Here is a 17,817-nt window from a genome sequence, read left to right as displayed (position 1 = left end):
AGCCCGTCGGGAGAGCGGTGGATGCGCAATGCGGCGTCACCCGGTGCATCATCGGCCTTCGCGCGTCCTAGCATGGGAAGGGTGACCGCATCACTCGCTGATCTCCCGCTTCGCGACGACCTCCGCGGATTGACTCCCTACGGAGCTCCGCAGGCCCCGCTTCCCATCGCGCTCAACGTCAACGAGAACACGCATCCCATTCCGGATGCCGTCGCCAGCGACATCCTCGACGACATCGCCGTGGCGCTGCGCGACATGAACCGCTACCCGGATCGAGAGTTCACGACTCTGCGCGAGGGCTTCGCCGAGTATCTCGGGCACGGGCTCACTGCCGACCAGATCTGGGCGGGCAACGGCTCGAACGAGGTGCTGCAGCACATTCTCCAGGCGTTCGGCGGTCCTGGACGCACGGCGTTCGGCTTCGCCCCCACGTACTCCATGTACCCGCTGATCGCTCAGGGCACCGGCGCGCGCTGGGTGGCGGGCGTCCGCGAGCCCGACTACACGATCACCGCGGAAGACGCTGCTGCTCAGGTGCGCGCTGTCGACCCCGACGTGATCCTGCTGTGCTCCCCGAACAACCCGACGGGCACGCCCCTCGGGCTCGATGTCGTCGAGGCCGTCTACGAGGCGGCCAGAGGCATCGTGATCGTCGACGAGGCGTATCAGGAGTTCGCACCGCGGGAGGCGGCATCCGCCCTCTCTCTCCTCGAAGGGCGTCCGCGTCTGGCGGTGTCGCGCACGATGAGCAAGGCCTTCGCCTTCGCGGGAGCGCGGGTGGGCTACCTGGCCGCCGATCCCGCGTTCATCGACGCGCTGCGCCTCGTGCGCCTGCCCTATCACCTGAGCGCCCTCACCCAGGCGGCGGCGATCGCCGCGCTGCGCAACGCCGACGTCATGCTCGGCATGGTCGACGAGATCGTCGAGCAGCGCGATCGCATCTCGGCAACCCTGGAAGCCCTCGGGTACACGCCGCACGAGTCCTGGTCGAACTTCGTCCTCTTCGGCGGGGTGGTTGACCCGAAGGCCACGTGGCAGCAGCTGTACGACAGGGGCGTGCTGATCCGCGACGTCGGCATCCCCGGCCACCTCCGCGTCACCGCGGGTACGGAGGCCGAGACCACGGCGTTCCTCGACGCCCTCGCCTCGATAGGATCGGCATCATGAGCACCCCCGCCCCGCGCACAGCCCGCCGCGTGCGCAGCACGTCGGAGTCCACGGTCGAGCTCGAGCTCAACCTCGACGGGACGGGTGTGGGCCGCATCGACACCTCGGTGCCGTTCTTCGACCACATGCTGACCGCGTTCGCGAAGCACTCCCTCACCGACCTCACGGTGCGGGCGTCCGGCGACACGAACATCGATGCGCACCACACCGTCGAGGACGTCTCGATCGTGCTCGGGCAGGCGATCCGCGAGGCGCTGGGCGACAAATCCGGCATCTCCCGCTACGGCGACGCGCTGGTCCCTCTCGACGAGGCGCTCGCGCAGGCGGTCGTCGACATCTCCGGTCGCCCGTACCTCGTGCACGAGGGTGAGCCCACAGGATTCGAGTACCACCTCATCGGCGGTCACTTCACGGGCGCCCTCGTGCGGCACTCGTTCGAGGCGATCACGTTCAACGCCGGACTCACCGTGCACGTCCGCGTGCTGGGCGGCCGCGATCCTCACCACATCGCCGAGGCGGAGTACAAGGCCTTCGCGCGTGCCTTCCGCCAGGCGAAGGCTCTCGATCCGCTGGTCGACGGCGTCCCGTCCACCAAGGGCGCGCTGTGAGCAGCGCCCCCACGGTCGCGGTCTTCGACTACGAGTCCGGCAACGTCCACTCCGCCGTCAAAGCGCTCGTCGCCGCGGGAGCGGATGCTGTGCTCACCCGCGACAAGACGCAGGCGCTGGAGGCCGACGGCCTGGTGGTTCCTGGCGTCGGCGCCTTCCAGGCGGTCCGCGACGCGCTGTTCGCCCACGGTGGTGACGAGATCATCGATCGTCGGCTCGCCGGTGGACGCCCGGTGCTGGGCATCTGCGTCGGCATGCAGGTGCTGTTCTCCCATGGCGTCGAGCGCGGGCACGACACCGAGGGCCTCGGCGAATGGCCGGGCGCGGTGACGGAGCTCAACGCGCCGGTCCTGCCACACATGGGCTGGAACACGGTCGAGCCCGGCGCCGACAGCGTGCTGTTCCGCGGCATCGAGCAGGAGCGGTTCTACTTCGTGCACTCGTACGCGGCGCAGTCCTGGGAGCTCGACGTCATCCCTCCGTTCCCGCAGCCCGTGCTCACCTGGACGACCTACGGCGATCCCTTCCTCGCAGCCGTCGAGAACGGCCCGCTCTCGGCCACCCAGTTCCACCCGGAGAAGTCCGGAGACGCGGGCATCCAGCTGCTGCGCAACTGGGTCGGCAGCCTCTGACCTCCTCGATCGGCGTCACGCATTTGAACGAGCGCCGATTGCGAGGGTAACCTCGGTTCTCGTGCCTCTCATCGGCGCACTCCCACCACTCAAGGACGTCATGAACGACTTCGCGCAGTCTCCCTCCCTCACTCTGCTCCCGGCCGTCGATGTCGCGGGCGGCAAGGCCGTCCGCCTCACGCAGGGCGAGGCCGGCAGCGAGACCAGCTACGGCGATCCTCTCGACGCCGCAGGGGAGTGGGTGGCGCAGGGCGCGAAGTGGATCCACCTCGTCGACCTCGACGCCGCTTTCGGACGAGGGAGCAACGCCCCCATCCTGCGCAAGGTGATCAAGCAGTTCAAGAACGTCAACATCGAGCTCTCCGGCGGCATCCGCGACGACGCGACGCTGGAGGCGGCGCTCGAGAGCGGCGCCACGCGCATCAACCTCGGGACTGCGGCGCTGGAGAACCCCGAGTGGGCGGCAGACGTCATCGGCCGGTTCGGCGAGGCGATCGCGGTCGGCCTCGACGTGCGCGGCACGACCCTCGCGGCCCGCGGCTGGACGAAGGACGGCGGCGATCTCTGGGAGGTCCTGGATCGCCTCGAAGACGCCGGCTGCAGCCGCTACGTCGTGACCGACGTGACCAAGGACGGCACGCTCCGCGGACCGAACCTCGAGCTCCTGCGCGAGATGACCTCGCGCACCCCGAAGCCCGTCGTCGCCTCGGGCGGCATCGCGAACCTCGACGACATCGCCGCTCTCCGCGAGCTCGTGCCGCTGGGCGTCGAGGGCGCCATCGTCGGCAAGGCGCTGTATGCAGGCGCGTTCACGCTGGCCGAGGCTCTGGATGTCGCAGGAGACTGACGCGCACTCCTGCGGGCCCGAGTCGCACAATCACGGCGACTCGGCGGGCGTTCCGTGGGAGGGGCGCAGCTTCGAGCCGAATCCGCACGCCGCGGACGACGGCTCCGCCGACCCCGCGCTGCTCGAGGCTCTGCAGAGGTTCCGTGCGGGCGATGGCGCGCAGACGGAGGTCGTCGACGCCTTCCGCTCCGCGCGCGTGCTGATCCCCCTCGTCGCCGAGAAGGGTGATGAGGGCGTAGGTCCCACGGGCCTGGTCGTCGACAAGACGCAGGAGCTGTCGATCGTCACGGTCGCGGCCCCCGACGGCCGCCGCGTGCAGCCGGTGTTCTCCTCGGTCGACGCGATGCAGCGGTGGGATGCCACGGCCCGGCCCATCCCGGTCGAAGCCGTGCGCGCCGCGCTGGCGGCCTCCGCCGACGACACCGATCTGATCGTGCTGGACCCGACGTCCGACACGGAGTTCGTGATCCGCCGACCCGCGGTGTGGGCGATCGCTCAGGGGCACGCGTGGGAGCCGAGCTTCCTCTCGCCGGAGGTGTTCGGCGCACTCCAGGAGAGCGTCGCGCACGAGCTCGCGGTGATCGACGTCGCCGTCGCCGCAGGCGACCCGGACGCGAGGCTCCGCGGCCCCGAGCTCGTCGTGATCCTCGAGCTCGTCGACGGACTCGAGCGCGAGGTGCTTGACGCGGTTCTCGCGCGTCTCGCCCAGCGCTGGTCCGCCGACGATCGCATCGCTGTGCTCGTCGACTCGCTCACCGTCAAGCTCCGCCGCTCCGCCTGACGACGAGCGGCACCTCGGTCGCGCGGTCCTCGCCGCGTGTCGTCTCGCTGTGCTCGCTCAACGTCCGGGTTGCGGACTTCTACCCCAGCCGTTCGTCAACAGGACGTGAGGGCGCAGGGTTGCCCTGTTCGGGTGAATCGGGAGGGGCCCGCGAATCGGGAGGGTCCCGTTCTTTGCCTGACCAAGACATCCCGGAGTCCGGCAACGAGAGACTAGTTGACCGGCCCCGTCCACTTCTCGCCCGGCCCCTTGCCGATCGGGTCGGGGATGACGGAGGCCTCGCGGAAAGCGAGCTGCAGGGACCGCAGTCCGTCGCGCAGCGACCGCGCGTGCATGTCGCTGATCTCGGGGGCGCCGGCCGTGATGAGTCCGGCCAGCGCGTTGATGAGCTTGCGCGCCTCGTCGAGGTCGAGCTGCGCTGCGGCATCCGGGTCGTCGGCGAGGCCGAGCTTGACGGCTGCGGCGCTCATGAGGTGCACGGCCGCGGTCGTGATCACCTCGACGGCGGGGACGTCTGCGATGTCCCGGGTGGCGGATGACGCGGCCTCCTCCTGTCGGGCCCAGCGCTCTTCGCGCTCGCGTGCAGCCTCGTCCGATGCCTGGTTCGTCACTTCGCCTTGCCTTCTGTTAGACTTTGTCGGGCTCCGGAGCGTCATGCTCCGGTACGAAAGAGGATTCACTTCCCACCCGCGCTTGCCGTTCCAGGCTACCGGGTCTTGCACTCCACCGGATCGCATCGACAGATGCCGCCGGCAGACTGGGTGCGAAGCCGGCGTCTGGATGCCGGTGGGTGGGAGACGATTCTGATTTCGCCCGGATTGCGAACAGCATCCGGTGGCCGAAACCATCGTCTAAGGAGTTCCGCATCAGCGATCCCCGCACCAATGAGCGCATCCGCGTCCCCGAGGTCCGCCTCGTCGGCCCCGCGGGTGAGCAGATCGGCGTCGTCCGCATCGAGGCGGCGCTGCGCCTTGCGCAGGAAGCCGACCTCGACCTCGTCGAGGTCGCACCCAACTCGAAGCCGCCCGTGGTCAAGATCATGGACTACGGCAAGTTCAAGTACGAAGCCGCCCAGAAGGAGAAGGAAGCTCGCCGCAACCAGGCGAACACCATCCTCAAGGAGGTCCGCTTCCGCCTGAAGATCGAGGCGCACGACTACACGACGAAGCTCAAGCGCGCCGAGGGCTTCCTCAAGGCGGGCGACAAGGTCAAGGCCATGATCCTGTTCCGCGGTCGCGAGCAGTCGCGTCCGGAGCAGGGTGTCCGTCTTCTCCGCAAGTTCGCCGAGGACGTCGCCGAGCTCGGAACGGTCGAGTCCAACCCGACCATCGATGGACGCAACATGGTCATGATCGTGGCTCCGCTCAAGAGCAAGTCCGAGGCGAAGCAGGAGCAGAACGCCGTTCGCGACGCGCAGCGCGCAGCGAACAAGCAGGCGGCCCGCGAGGCCAAGACCGATGCTCCCGCCGAAGGCGCCGCAGCGGAGTAACTCCCGCCCCACATACTCCCGCACCGCGGGTTGACACCGTCGCCTGAGAAGGCGCCATACGAAGGAAGAGAAGATGCCGAAGCAGAAGACCCACTCGGGTGCTAAGAAGCGCTTCAAGATCACCGGCAGCGGCAAGCTGAAGAAGCAGCAGGCCGGGATGCGCCACAACCTCGAGCACAAGTCGAGCCGTCGCACCCGTCGCCTCAACCAGGACCAGGTTCTGTCGAAGGCAGACTTCAAGGTCGCGAAGAAGCTTCTCGGTCGCTGACGCGATCGAACGCACGAATAGGAACACAGGAAAATGGCAAGAGTCAAGCGGGCGGTAAACGCCCACAAGAAGCGTCGCGTCATCCTCGAGCGCGCCTCCGGCTACCGCGGTCAGCGTTCGCGCCTCTACCGTAAGGCCAAGGAGCAGGTCATCCACTCCCTGGTCTACTCGTACCGGGACCGTCGCAAGCGCAAGGGCGACTTCCGTCGTCTGTGGATCCAGCGCATCAACGCCGCTGCCCGCCAGAACGGCATGACCTACAACCGCTTCATCCAGGGCCTCGGCCTCGCGGGTGTCACGGTCGACCGTCGCATGCTCGCCGACCTCGCGGTCAACGACGCTGCGACCTTCACCACGCTGGTGGAGACGGCGAAGAAGGCTCTGCCCTCCGACGTCAACGCTCCGAAGTCGGCTGCGTAAGCACCTCTTCACACAGGGCGCTCTCCTTCGGGAGGGCGCCCTGTGGCGTTTCCGGGAGCGAGTGAGCCCCGACGACGCGCGATGGCCTCGTCGACGACGGCGGCCGCGATGACGGCGACGGCGTAGACGACGAGGTCGCGCGGGTCGAAGCCGGCCCCCAGTACCAGGCCGATCGGTGGGAACTCCGCTGCCCAGAGACGGGGGAGCCCGGTGAGCTGGAGCAGCTCGATCCCCGCGCAGATCGTGAAGGCGATGAGGGCCGGCCGCAACGGCCGCACACGTGGGGCGACGAAGGTCGCGAGCAGATAGATGAGCACGGCGTAGAGCGCATCGCCGACGACATCTCCGACGGGGCCCGAGACCGACCGGTGCACGAGCAGCCCCAGCCCCACGGTCGGGGCGGCGAGCACCGCGAGCACGAGCCGTCGGCGGATCGGCGTCGGGGCGGCATCCGTCATCATGCACGCACCTTATCCGGATGGCGCGAGAAGGACCTCCACGTTCCCTAGACTGTGATCGTGCTGGAGAACCCCCGGTCCCCCCGAGTCCGTGCCGTCGCGAAGCTGACCAAGCGCAGCGCGCGAACAGAGACAGGGCTGTACCTCCTCGAGGGCCCGCAGGCCGTGCGCGAGGCGCTGACCTACCGACCCGAGACGATCGTCGAGCTCTTCGCGACCCCGACGGGGTGGGACAAGCATCCGGACATCAGGGCGAAGGCGGTGGATGCCGACGTCGACGTCGAGTACGTCACCGAGTACGTCCTCAACGCCATGGCCGACACCGTGACCCCTCAGGGGCTCGTCGCGGTCGTCCAGCAGACGCCGACGTCGGTGCGCGATGTCTTCGCGTCGTCGCCTCGTCTCGTCGCGATCTGCGAGGAGGTGCGCGACCCCGGCAATCTCGGCACGATCATCAGGGCAGCGGATGCCGCCGGAGCCGATGCCGTCGTGCTCACCGGCCGCACCGTCGACCCGTACAACCCCAAGGTCGTCCGCGCGACCACGGGGTCGCTGTTCCACCTGCCCGTGTCGGTCGCGGGCGATCTCGCCGAGGTCGTGGAGCGGGCGCACGACGCCGGGCTCCGCATCCTCGCTGCAGACGTGAAGGGCGACGACCTCCTCGCCGCCCGCGCGGAGGGCGTGCTCGCCGAGCCGACGGCCTGGCTGTTCGGCAACGAGGCCCGCGGTCTCGAGGACAGCGCACTGGAACTCGCCGATCGCGTCCTCAAGCTCCCGATCTTCGGCCGTGCCGAGTCGCTGAACCTCGCGACCGCCGCGAGCGTGTGCCTGTACGAGAGCGCCTTCGCGCAGCGCGCAGCCGTGGCAGACTGATCCGGATGGAGCGGCAGGGCGCCGTTCCCGCCTGACGTGGGGACAGGGGCCGATGCGAGTTCTGATCGTCGAGGACGACGCCGGCGTCGCGAAGGCTCTCGATGCGTTCCTGAGCCGCTCCGGGTACGCCACGGTCCGGGCGGCGACCGGTCAGGAGGCGTTGGACGCCCTCGGAGCCGACACCGAGGTCGTGCTGCTCGATCTCGGCCTCCCCGATGTCGATGGCATCGACCTCTGCCGCCGGATCCGAGCGCGCACGGATGTGCCGATCATCGTCGTGACGGCGCGCAGTCAGGTCGACGAGCGCATCAGGGGGCTCAGGGCGGGAGCCGACGACTTCGTCGTGAAGCCCTACGACATCCAGGAGCTGCTGGCCAGGATCGAGGCGGTCACCCGCAGGACCCGGCCCGCGAGAGTCGAGTCGGAGGAGATCGTGCGCCTGCACGGGGGCGCCGTCGAGGTCGACTTCGTCAAGCGCCAGCTGCGGGTGCGCGCCGATCCGGTCGATCTCACCAAGAAGGAGTTCGACATCATCGCCGTGCTGGCGAGATACCCCGGTGTCGCGGTGCCGCGAGACCGGCTGATCAGAGAGGTCTGGAACACCGACTGGCACGGCTTCAGCCACTCGCTCGAGGTGCACGTGGGCGCGGTCAGGCGCAAGGTCGCAGTGCCGCTCATCGAGACCGTCCGCGGAGTCGGCTATCGGCTGATCGGCGGCTGATCCATGCGGAACCGCCTCGTCATCGTCTTCCTCGTGCCCCTGATCGCGATCGTCCTCGCACTCAGCGGAGCGTACGCCTGGAGCGCGGCGCGCAGCGTGCAGCAGTCCTTCTACAGCGATCAGTTCGGCGACCTCACCTACTTCGTGACCAGTGCGCGGCAGTCGCTGCGCGCCGACACCCCCGCGGTGCTCGAGGGCGAAGTCCGCAGGTTCCAGGACGTGTACGGCATCCGCGTGGTGGTCGTCGACGTGTCGGGTGAGGTGTGGGCGGCGAGCGGACCGGATTCGGCGGTGCTGGAGGAGGCGGAGTCCGAACGGGTGCAACTCGCCCTCAGCGGGCGTCGCGCTGAGCCGCCGGAGCCCACCTTCCCCCTGATCGACAACGATGCGGTCATGGCCGAGCCGGTCTTCGACGACAGCGACGTGATCGGCGTGGTCCTGATCTCGTCGAGCACCGATTCGCCGAGGTCGGAGATCCTTCAGCACTGGTTCGTGCTGTCTCTCATCGTGATCGCGACGATCCTCGCCGGGCTGCTGCTCGTGTTCGGGCTGGCGAACTGGGTCCTGGCGCCGGTGCGCCGACTCGATCAGGCGATGGTCGCGATCGAGCGCGGCGAGATGGACGCCAGGGTCTCCGAAGACACCGGTCCGCCAGAGCTGCGTCGCATGACGGTGCTCTTCAACAGCATGGCCGCCGAGATCGAACGCGTGCTCGCCCGTCAGCAGGAGTTCGCCCTGAACGCCTCGCACGAGCTGCGCAACCCGCTGAACGCGCTGCTCCTGAGGGTCGAGCACCTGATGACGGGCCTCGGTCGCGAGTGGCGCGAGGACATCGAGGAGACCAGGGAGGAGGGGCGGCGGATGACGCGGATCCTGGAGACCCTCCTGAGCCTCGCGAAGGGCGGACGAGGCGATGCGAGCTTCGCCGCCGTCGACCTCGCCGGGCTCGCGCGGCGCCGAGCGGAGGCCTGGCGGGAGGTGGCCGGCCGTCGCTCGGTGACCGTGGAGGTGACCGGCGATCGGGCCGTGCCGACGATGGCGGACAGGACGGTGCTGGAGAGCGCTCTGGACGCGGTGATCGACAACGCCGTGAAGTACTCGCCCGAGGGCGGTCGCATCGAGGTCCGCGCCGTCGCAGTTGACGGTCGCACGGGGATCGCCGTGCGCGACAACGGCCCCGGTCTCGAGGCGTCCGAGGTCGGAAGCGCGACCGAGCGGTTCTGGCGCAGTTCCGAGACGGGGACCGTGAGCGGATCCGGCCTCGGGCTCGCGATCGCCACCGACCTCCTCGCCTCGATCGGCGGAGAGCTGAGCGTGGAGGCGCCGGACGACGGAGGGCTGCTCGTGTCGCTGTGGATCCCGGACGGAGCCGTCCGATGAGGAGAGGCCTGCGCAGGGTCGTCGCGGTGCTCGCCGCGGCAGCCGTCGCCGTCGGGGTCGGCGGCTGCAGCGCGCCGAGCGACGAGTGGAGCACGAGCAGCACCGTGATCGCCGGCGGAAGCACGACGGGGGTCTACTACGACTACGGGGAGCATCTCGCGGGAGAGCTCTCCACCCGCCTCGGGACCCCCGTGACCGTCGCGGAGACCAACGGCTCGGTGGACAACCTGCTGCGCATCGCCTCCGGACGGGCCGTCGTCGGCTTCGCGCAGGGGGATGCCGCGGCCGACGCCGTCGCCGGGACCGGGGTGTTCCAGGAACCCCTCGCCGTGAAGGCCGTGGCGCGGCTCTACGACGAGTACCTGCACATCGTGGTGCGTGCCGACTCCCGCATCGACGATGTGCGCGATCTCGCCGGCATGCGCATCTCCCTGGGCGCCGAGAACTCGGGCGTGCACGTGATCGCCACGAGGCTCCTCGAGGCCGCGGGGGTGGATGCCGCGACGATCAGCGACCCGCAGCTCGGACTCGCCGAGTCCATCGACGCCATGCAGAGCTCGGACATCGACGGCTTCTTCTGGGTGGGCGGCCTGCCCACTCCGGGGATCGCCCAGCTCGCGGAGAACACCCCCGTGCGGCTGCTCCCGGTGGAGCAGGCCTGGGTCAACAGCGTGAACGCGAGCCACTCAGGAGCGTATCGACCAGCCGACATCCCGGCGGGCACCTATGGCATCGAGGAGCCGACGCTGACGATGGCGGTCCCGAACTTCCTGATGACCGCCACGGACACGCCGGATGCCGTGGTGGAGGACATCGTCTCCACCCTGTTCGACGCCCGCTCCCGTATCGCTCAGGAGGTCCCGGTCGCCGCGCGACTGGACCGGAGGCAGGCGATCTTCACCGAGCCCGTCGAGCTGCATCCGGGTGCGCTGACGTACTACCGGGACACCAGGAACTGAGCCGCGGAGCGCCGCACGCACGTCGCTCCGTGTCCGTTGGGTAACACCCGTGTTACGAGCCTCAAGAAACCCTCAAGAAGTCTGACACCGCTCGTCGCGCTCTGCCATCGTGAGGTCGGTCGCGCACGATTCGATGGAGAACTCAGACGCCCGTGGGGACGGGTGGCGCGCATGAGCTCTCTGGGAGAGCACCCCCGATCGAGCACCGCTGACCACCCTGCGAGTTTGGAGAACACATGACCTCTGGTAACGCCCTTGTGGTGGTCGAGAACGTGCAGAAGCACTACGGCGAGTTCCAGGCGCTCACCGACATCGACCTCACGGTCGATCAGGGCGAGGTCGTCGTCGTGATCGGGCCCTCCGGCTCCGGCAAGTCGACGCTCTGCCGCACGATCAACCGCCTGGAGACGATCACGAGCGGCAGCATCCGCATCGACGGCAAGGAGCTGCCCGCCGAGGGCAAGGGGCTCGCGAACCTCCGCGCCGATGTCGGCATGGTCTTCCAGTCGTTCAACCTCTTCGCGCACCTGACGATCCTGGAGAACGTGACGCTCGGGCCCATCAAGGTCCGCGGGATCAAGAAGGCCGACGCCGAGAAGGAGGCGATGGAGCTCCTGGAGCGCGTCGGCGTGGCCAAGCAGGCCTCGAAGCTCCCCGCGCAGCTCTCCGGCGGTCAGCAGCAGCGCGTGGCCATCGCCCGTGCGCTGGCGATGCATCCGAAGGTGATGCTGTTCGACGAGCCGACCAGCGCGCTGGACCCCGAGATGATCAACGAGGTGCTCGACGTCATGATCGAGCTCGCCCAGCAGGGCATGACGATGATCGTCGTCACCCACGAGATGGGCTTCGCCCGCAAGGCCGCCCACCGCGTCGTCTTCATGGCCGACGGGCGCATCGTCGAGGAGGCGACGCCGGAGGAGTTCTTCACGAACCCGAAGAGCGATCGCGCCAAGGACTTCCTCTCGAAGCTCCTCACCCACTGACCTTTCCACCCTGCACACACAGCACACGAAGGAGACGCACATGCGACGCACACGGACACTGGCAGGAATCGGGATCGCTGCGGCTGCGCTGCTCGCGCTGACCGCCTGCAACAGCGGCACCCCGACCAGCACCGGAACCGGCGGAGGCGCCGAGGAGGAGCCGTCGACGAGCAGCACGCCGTGGACGGTGGCGACCGACGTCAAGATCGACGGCAGCCCGACGTTCGACAGGATCTCGTCCTCCGGCACGGTCAAGGTCGGCGTCAAGGAGGACCAGCCGGGTCTCGGCTACCTCGACCCGGTGACGGGGAAGCGCACCGGCTTCGACGTCGACATCGCCCGCTGGATGGCGGCATCCCTCGGCGTCGACCCCGAGAAGATCGAGTTCCAGGCGATCGCGTCGGCGAACCGTGAGCAGGCGATCGTGAACGGCGACATCGACTACTACGTCGGCACCTACTCGATCACCGACAAGCGCAAGGAGCAGATCTCCTTCGCCGGCCCGTACTTCGTCACCGGGCAGGGCCTCCTCGTCGCCTCCGACAGCAAGATCAAGAGCGTCGACGACCTGAGCTCGTCGACGACGGTGTGCTCCGCGACCGGCTCGACGCCGATCCAGAACATCAAGACGAACTACCCCGAGGTCCCGACCAAGGAGTACGACACGTACTCGAAGTGCGTGGAGGACCTGAAGAACGGGCAGGTGGATGCCGTCACCACCGACGAGGCCATCCTCATCGGCTACGCGGCGCAGGCCCCCGACAAGATCAAGGTCGTCGGCAAGCCGTTCAGCGAGGAGCGCTACGGCATCGGCGTCGCCAAGGGCGACACCGCGCTGGTGGAGTACTTCAACACGCAGCTGACCGATGGCGGCGACGTCTGGCAGCAGATCTTCGACAACAACCTCGGCGCATCCGGGGTCAAGGCGACTCAGCCCAAGGTCGACCCGGTCGGCTGAGTTCCGGCGGGCGGCCGATATCCTCGGCCGCCCGCTGATCGGCAGGGGCAGCACGAGCACACGAATCGACAGGAGCAGCAGTGGGAGTCATCACAGACAACCTCGATCTCTGGGGAGAAGCACTGGGGGGCACGATCGTGCTGTTCCTGGGCGGTGGGCTCATCGCCCTGGTGCTCGGGCTGGTCGTAGGAGCAGCGAGGGTGTCCCCGGTGCCGATCGCACGGGCGGTCGGCGGCGTGTACGTGAACTGGATTCGCAACACGCCGCTGACCCTCGTGATGTTCTTCTTCGCGTTCTGCCTGCCGATCCTCGTAGGCGAGCGGATGAACTACACGCTGCTCGCCATCGTCGCGCTCGGCGTCTACACCGCCACCTATGTCGCCGAAGCCCTCCGGGCCGGCATCAACACGGTCCCGGTCGGGCAGGCGGAGGCGGCGCGGGCGATCGGCCTGAACTTCGGGCAGGTCATGCGGTTCGTCGTGCTGCCGCAGGCTACGCGCTCTGTCGTGCCTCCCATGATGAGCGTGCTCATCGCCCTCATGAAGAACACCACGGTCGCGGCCGGGTTCTCGGTCGTCAACCTCGGCACGATCCGCGCGTCACTCAGTGAGGTGGGCGAGAACGCGCTGGTGGTTCTGCTCTGGGTCATGGTGGTCTTCGTGGCACTGGTCCTGCTGCTCGGCTGGCTGCAGCGCTATCTCGAGAACAAGTGGAGGATCGCTCGATGAGCTCTGTACTCTTTGACGTCCCTGGACCCAGGGCGATCGCCCGGAACCGCATCATCGGCGTCCTCACCGTGCTCGTCGTTCTCGCCGCTCTCGGCTGGGTGACATGGCGGCTCTACGTCACCGGACAGTTCAGCGCGGAAAAGTGGAACATCTTCACCTTCTCCGCGGTCTGGGTGCGGTTCGGGCAGGGTCTGCTCAGCACCCTCGGAGCTTTCGCCGCGGCAGGCGTCGGATCGCTCGTCTTCGGTTTCATCCTCGGCATCGGGCGTCTCTCCGACCATGCCTGGGTGCGTGAGCCGGTCAGATGGATCATCGAGGTGTTGCGGGCGGTTCCGGTGCTCGTTCTCATGATGCTGCTGTACTACGGTCTTCCCGTGATCGGCGTGAAGATGCCGCCGTACTTCGCGGTCGTGATCGCATTGATCGTCTACAACGGGTCCGTGCTCGCCGAGGTGCTGCGCACCGGCGTCGAGTCGCTCCCGAGGGGGCAGCGGGAGGCCGGTTACGCCATCGGCCTGCGCAAGAGCGGTGTGATGCAGCTGGTCCTGTTGCCGCAGGCCATTCGCGCGATGATGCCTGTGATCATCGCTCAGCTCGTCGTCGCGCTGAAGGACACCGCACTCGGGTTCATCATCACGTACCAGGAGCTGCTCTATGTGATCAACCAGATCGGCAACCAGGCGCCGTACGGATCTCCACTGATCCAGGCGGCTATGGTCGGCGGCTCGATGTACGTGGCGGTCTGTCTCGTGCTCTCCTACATCGCCTACCGGCTCCAGCGTCGGGCCAAGCGCTCGCCGAAGCAGGCGGCGGTCGCGCACAACGCGGCTGCAGACGACGAGTCGACGATGACCGAGGTGATCGCGCTGCAGAGCCGAGCCGGGAAGCACGACGGGAGCAACTCCGGCGCCCAAGGTCTGTGAGCAGCCGCACGGCGCGGCGGCGTGCCCCCGGTAGACTCGACTCTCGTGTCTGAGTCTCCAGAGATCACCCCAGAAGCGGTCGAAGCCGCCGTCGCCGCAGCCCTCGAGGCCATCGGGGCGGCGCGCGACACCACCGAGCTGAAGGCGGCCCGCGCCGCACACGTCGCCGAGGGGTCGCCGCTCGCGGTCCTGAACGCGTCCATGCGGCAGGTCGCCCCCGAGAACAAAGCGGCGTTCGGCAAGCTGGTCGGCCAGGGCCGCGGCCAGGTCACCCAGGCGCTCGCCGCCAAGGAAGCCGAGCTCGCCGAGGCCGAGGTCGCCGCGCGACTCGAATCGGAGCGCGTCGACATCACCGCCGTGCCGTCCCGCACGCGCGTCGGCGCACGGCATCCGCTCACCCTGCTCAGCGAGCAGATCTCCGACATCTTCGTCGGCATGGGGTGGGAGATCGCGGAAGGCCCCGAGCTCGAGCACGAGTGGTTCAACTTCGACGCCCTGAACTTCGACGTCGACCACCCGGCGCGCCAGGAGCAGGACACGTTCTACGTCGACCCGGCCTCGCGTCACCTGGTGATGCGCACCCACACGAGCCCCGTGCAGGTGCGGTCCATGCTCGACCGCGACGTGCCGATCTACGTGCTGTGCCCCGGCCGTGTGTACCGCACCGACGAGTTCGACGCGACCCACCTGCCGGTGTTCACCCAGTTCGAGGGACTCGTCGTCGACAAGGGCATCTCGATGGCGCACCTCAAGGGCACGCTCGACCACGTCGCGCGTCAGCTCTTCGGCCCGGAGGCCAAGACGCGCTTCCGCACGAACTTCTTCCCCTTCACCGAGCCCTCCGCAGAGCTCGACCTGTGGCACCCGACCTTCAAGGGCGGCGCGCGCTGGATCGAGTGGGGTGGCTGCGGCATGATCAACCCGAACGTGCTCCGCGCGGCGGGCATCGACCCCGACGTCTACAGCGGCTTCGCCTTCGGCATGGGCGTCGAACGCGGGCTCATGTTCCGCAGCGACGTGCAGGACATGCGCGACATGGCAGAGGGCGATATCCGATTCAGCGAGCAGTACGGGATGGTGGTGTGATGCGCGTCCCGCTTTCGTGGCTGCGTGAGTACGTCGATCTGGCAGCGGATGCCACGCCCGAGGACGTCCTCGAGGCGATGGTGCGCGTCGGCTTCGAGGAGGAGGACGTCCACCGCTTCGACATCACCGGTCCCGTCGTGGTCGGTCAGGTCGTCTCGCTCGAGGGCGAGCCGCAGTCGAACGGCAAGACGATCAACTGGTGCCAGGTCGACGTGGGTGAGGCGAACGGCGGCATCCGCGGCATCGTCTGCGGCGCCCACAACTTCGTCGCCGGCGACAAGGTGATCGTGACGCTTCCGGGTGCGGTGCTGCCCGGGCCGTTCCCGATCGCCGCGCGCAAGACCTACGGGCACGTGTCCGACGGCATGATCGCCTCGGCGCGCGAGCTCGGCCTGGGGGATGAGCACAACGGCATCGTCGTGCTCTCCGACCTGGGCATCGACGCGCCTGTCGGCGCCGACGCGATCGCGCTCCTCGGACTCGACGACGTCGCCGTCGACATCAACGTCACCCCCGACCGCGGTTACGCCTTCTCGCTCCGCGGAGTGGCTCGCGAGTACTCGCACGCGACGGGGGCGGCGTTCCGCGACCCCGCCGAGCGCGACTTCGCCGAGCTTCAGCCGGGCACCGGTCACACCGCGATCGTCGACGACCAAGCCCCCGTGCGCGGACGCGTCGGCGCGAGCGAGTTCGTCACCCGCGTGGTGCGCGGAGTCGACCCGTCGCGTCCGACGCCGACCTGGATGATCGCGCGTCTGACCCTCGCCGGCATGCGCTCTCTCGGCGTGCTCATCGACATCACGAACTACGTGATGCTCGAGCTCGGCCAGCCCCTCCACGGCTACGACCTCGACGCCCTGAGCGGCGGCATCACCGTGCGCCGCGCCTCCGCGGGCGAGAAGATCACGACGCTCGACGGCCAGGAGCGCACGCTCGACGCCTCTGACCTGCTGATCACCGACGACTCGGGCCCCATCGGCATCGCCGGGGTCATGGGCGGCGGCACGACCGAGATGACGGAGACCACGCGCAACGTCCTCATCGAGGCGGCGACGTTCGACCCGGTCACGATCGCGCGCTCGGCACGTCGTCACAAGCTGCCCAGCGAGGCGTCCAAGCGCTTCGAGCGGGGCGTCGACCCGCTGATCCCGTTCGTCGCGGCCCGCCGCGCCGCCGACCTCATGGTCGAGCTCGCCGGCGGCACGCTCACCGAGGAGGGCGGCGCGCTGTTCGCCGAGGTCTTCGTCGGCGACATCGAGCTGCCCACGGGCTTCGTCGAGGGGCTCATCGGCGTGGACTACACGGATGCCGAGATCTCGGGCGCGCTCGAGACGATCGGCGCCGAAGTCACCGCGACCGACGCCGGCTGGACGGTCATCCCGCCCACCTGGCGTCCCGACCTCACGGACAAGTGGACGCTGGCCGAGGAGGTCGCGCGCATCCACGGGCTCGACCGCATCCCGTCGGTGCTGCCCACGCCGCCCTCCGGCCGCGGACTCACCGCGCACCAGCAGGGTCGCCGCCGGGTCGCGAACGCGCTCGCGTCCGCAGGACTCGTCGAGACGTCCGCGTTCCCGTTCACGAACGAGTCGCAGAACGATCTGCACGGCTCCGCCGCAGGCGAGCACCTGCCCAGCATCCGCCTTGCGAACGCCCTCGACGGCCAGGCACCGTACCTGCGGCGCTCGCTGATCCCCGGGCTGCTGCAGATCGCGCATCGCAACATCTCGCGCGGCTTCACGGACCTCGCGATCTTCGAGACCGGCGTCGTCTTCCTGCCTGAGCCCGGCGTCGTCTACGGCACCGACGAGGTGCCGCCGCTCGGCGTGCGTCCGTCGGACGAGACGCTCGCAGAGCTGAACGCGTCGATCCCGCCGCAGCACCGTCACGTCGCGGCGCTGTTCACGGGCAACGTGTCGGCGCGCCAGCCGGGCCGAGCAGCCGAGGCGGCCGGTCTCTCCGAGGCCCTCGACGCCGTGCGCGTGATCGCCGCGGCGGCGGGCGTCGAGATCGACGTGGTGCAGACGCAGCGCGCCGCACTCCACCCCGGCCGTGCCGGTGCGCTCCGCATCGGGGATGTGGAGGTCGGCTACGTCGGCGAGCTGCACCCCGCGGTCTCCGAGGACGCCGATCTGCCCGGTCGCGCGACGGTGCTCGAGCTCGATCTCGACGGCATCCTCTCGCTCGCCGGGGGAGGGACGGTCGCGGCCTCGCTGTCGACCTTCCCCGCGGCGACGCAGGACGTGTCGCTCACGGTGCCTGCGGAGGTCCCCGCTGGGGAGGTCCGTGCCGCTCTCATCGAGGGGGCGGGGCCCATGCTCGAGTCCCTGCGACTGGTCGACGACTACCGCGGCGAGGGCGTTCCCGAGGGGTCCAAGAGCCTCACGTTCGCACTGCGCTTCCGCGCCGACGACCGCACGCTGACCGCGGCGGAGGCCACGGAGGCCAAGCTCGCCGGGGTCGCGGTCGCGGCGGAGCGGTTCGGCGCCGCGCTGCGCGACTGAGCCCGGTTCCGGCACGGCGCCGGGGTAGCGTG

General features: G+C 68.9%; 20 protein-coding genes. 18 read left to right on the top strand and 2 right to left on the bottom strand.

Annotation, left to right across the window (positions count from 1 at the left end):
• Positions 1–72: 72 nt before the first annotated feature.
• The 5 genes from ACFVRO_RS17230 to ACFVRO_RS17210 all read left to right on the top strand — a co-directional run bounded on the left by ACFVRO_RS17230 (position 73) and on the right by ACFVRO_RS17210 (position 4,035).
• Positions 73–1,167: a histidinol-phosphate transaminase gene (locus ACFVRO_RS17230; RefSeq protein WP_181155786.1), complete on the top strand. Its 1,095-nt coding sequence runs from the start codon at positions 73–75 to the stop codon at positions 1,165–1,167.
• Entirely contained in the window at positions 1,164–1,775 is a 612-nt protein-coding gene (gene hisB / locus ACFVRO_RS17225) for an imidazoleglycerol-phosphate dehydratase HisB (protein WP_386954584.1), read from the top strand. Before ACFVRO_RS17230 ends, hisB begins: the two co-directional genes overlap by 4 nt.
• Positions 1,772–2,407, top strand: coding sequence for an imidazole glycerol phosphate synthase subunit HisH (hisH, locus tag ACFVRO_RS17220; protein ID WP_105672399.1), 636 nt, complete (start codon positions 1,772–1,774; stop codon positions 2,405–2,407). Before hisB ends, hisH begins: the two co-directional genes overlap by 4 nt.
• Positions 2,408–2,507: 100 nt before the next feature.
• Entirely contained in the window at positions 2,508–3,254 is a 747-nt protein-coding gene (gene priA / locus ACFVRO_RS17215) for a bifunctional 1-(5-phosphoribosyl)-5-((5-phosphoribosylamino)methylideneamino)imidazole-4-carboxamide isomerase/phosphoribosylanthranilate isomerase PriA (protein ID WP_105672398.1), read from the top strand.
• Complete coding sequence (locus ACFVRO_RS17210; RefSeq protein WP_386954581.1) at positions 3,238–4,035, top strand: SseB family protein; 798 nt, start codon at positions 3,238–3,240, stop codon at positions 4,033–4,035. Before priA ends, ACFVRO_RS17210 begins: the two co-directional genes overlap by 17 nt.
• 212 nt (positions 4,036–4,247) lie before the next feature.
• Here ACFVRO_RS17210 and ACFVRO_RS17205 read toward each other — a convergent pair whose 3' ends face one another.
• Entirely contained in the window at positions 4,248–4,646 is a 399-nt protein-coding gene (locus ACFVRO_RS17205) for a DUF1844 domain-containing protein (protein ID WP_223586190.1), read from the bottom strand.
• A 179-nt stretch (positions 4,647–4,825) separates the two neighbouring features.
• Here ACFVRO_RS17205 and infC point away from each other — a divergent pair, with 179 nt between their 5' ends.
• The 3 genes from infC (at position 4,826) to rplT (ending at position 6,212) form a co-directional block, all read left to right on the top strand.
• Positions 4,826–5,524 (top strand): translation initiation factor IF-3, encoded by a 699-nt coding sequence (gene infC, locus ACFVRO_RS17200; protein ID WP_374197869.1) that lies wholly within the window; start codon positions 4,826–4,828, stop codon positions 5,522–5,524.
• 73 nt (positions 5,525–5,597) lie between these two features.
• A complete protein-coding gene (gene rpmI / locus ACFVRO_RS17195) occupies positions 5,598–5,792 on the top strand; it encodes a 50S ribosomal protein L35 (RefSeq protein ID WP_060927878.1) in 195 nt (64 codons plus the stop codon).
• Positions 5,793–5,825: 33 nt separating this feature from the next.
• A complete protein-coding gene (gene rplT, locus ACFVRO_RS17190) occupies positions 5,826–6,212 on the top strand; it encodes a 50S ribosomal protein L20 (protein ID WP_017202428.1) in 387 nt (128 codons plus the stop codon).
• Positions 6,213–6,220: 8 nt separating this feature from the next.
• Here the strand turns inward: rplT and ACFVRO_RS17185 are convergent, their stop codons facing one another.
• Complete coding sequence (locus tag ACFVRO_RS17185) at positions 6,221–6,673, bottom strand: DUF2809 domain-containing protein (RefSeq protein ID WP_386954578.1); 453 nt, start codon at positions 6,671–6,673, stop codon at positions 6,221–6,223.
• 57 nt (positions 6,674–6,730) lie between these two features.
• On the opposite strand from ACFVRO_RS17185, the gene ACFVRO_RS17180 reads away from it, so the two are divergent.
• The 10 genes from ACFVRO_RS17180 to pheT all read left to right on the top strand — a co-directional run bounded on the left by ACFVRO_RS17180 (position 6,731) and on the right by pheT (position 17,785).
• Positions 6,731–7,543 (top strand): RNA methyltransferase, encoded by an 813-nt coding sequence (locus ACFVRO_RS17180; protein ID WP_105672429.1) that lies wholly within the window; start codon positions 6,731–6,733, stop codon positions 7,541–7,543.
• Between the two features lie 52 nt (positions 7,544–7,595).
• Complete coding sequence (locus ACFVRO_RS17175; RefSeq protein WP_105672394.1) at positions 7,596–8,264, top strand: response regulator transcription factor; 669 nt, start codon at positions 7,596–7,598, stop codon at positions 8,262–8,264.
• Positions 8,265–8,267: 3 nt separating this feature from the next.
• Positions 8,268–9,644: a sensor histidine kinase gene (locus tag ACFVRO_RS17170; RefSeq protein ID WP_386954575.1), complete on the top strand. Its 1,377-nt coding sequence runs from the start codon at positions 8,268–8,270 to the stop codon at positions 9,642–9,644.
• Positions 9,641–10,603, top strand: a complete 963-nt coding sequence (locus tag ACFVRO_RS17165) for a TAXI family TRAP transporter solute-binding subunit (RefSeq protein ID WP_386954572.1) — start codon at positions 9,641–9,643, stop codon at positions 10,601–10,603. Before ACFVRO_RS17170 ends, ACFVRO_RS17165 begins: the two co-directional genes overlap by 4 nt.
• A 236-nt stretch (positions 10,604–10,839) precedes the next feature.
• Entirely contained in the window at positions 10,840–11,586 is a 747-nt protein-coding gene (locus tag ACFVRO_RS17160; protein WP_386954569.1) for an amino acid ABC transporter ATP-binding protein, read from the top strand.
• 40 nt (positions 11,587–11,626) lie between these two features.
• Positions 11,627–12,544, top strand: coding sequence for a glutamate ABC transporter substrate-binding protein (locus tag ACFVRO_RS17155; protein WP_386954567.1), 918 nt, complete (start codon positions 11,627–11,629; stop codon positions 12,542–12,544).
• Between the two features lie 80 nt (positions 12,545–12,624).
• Complete coding sequence (locus tag ACFVRO_RS17150) at positions 12,625–13,272, top strand: amino acid ABC transporter permease (RefSeq protein ID WP_341941759.1); 648 nt, start codon at positions 12,625–12,627, stop codon at positions 13,270–13,272.
• Entirely contained in the window at positions 13,269–14,195 is a 927-nt protein-coding gene (locus tag ACFVRO_RS17145; RefSeq protein ID WP_386954564.1) for an amino acid ABC transporter permease, read from the top strand. Before ACFVRO_RS17150 ends, ACFVRO_RS17145 begins: the two co-directional genes overlap by 4 nt.
• Positions 14,196–14,240: 45 nt before the next feature.
• Positions 14,241–15,281: a phenylalanine--tRNA ligase subunit alpha gene (gene pheS / locus ACFVRO_RS17140; protein ID WP_386954562.1), complete on the top strand. Its 1,041-nt coding sequence runs from the start codon at positions 14,241–14,243 to the stop codon at positions 15,279–15,281.
• Positions 15,281–17,785 carry a phenylalanine--tRNA ligase subunit beta gene (pheT, locus tag ACFVRO_RS17135; RefSeq protein ID WP_386954559.1) on the top strand — a complete coding sequence of 835 codons (2,505 nt, stop codon included), beginning with the start codon at positions 15,281–15,283 and terminating at the stop codon, positions 17,783–17,785. The genes pheS and pheT overlap by 1 nt, the downstream gene beginning before the upstream one ends.
• The last annotated feature ends 32 nt before the right edge of the window (positions 17,786–17,817 follow it).

The sequence above is a fragment of the Microbacterium sp. NPDC057944 genome (assembly GCF_042887445.1).
GTDB classification, from domain to species: Bacteria; Actinomycetota; Actinomycetes; order Actinomycetales; family Microbacteriaceae; genus Microbacterium; species Microbacterium natoriense.
The sequence above is the reverse complement of the archived record's forward strand: the minus strand, read 5'-3'. Positions and strand labels throughout refer to the sequence as shown.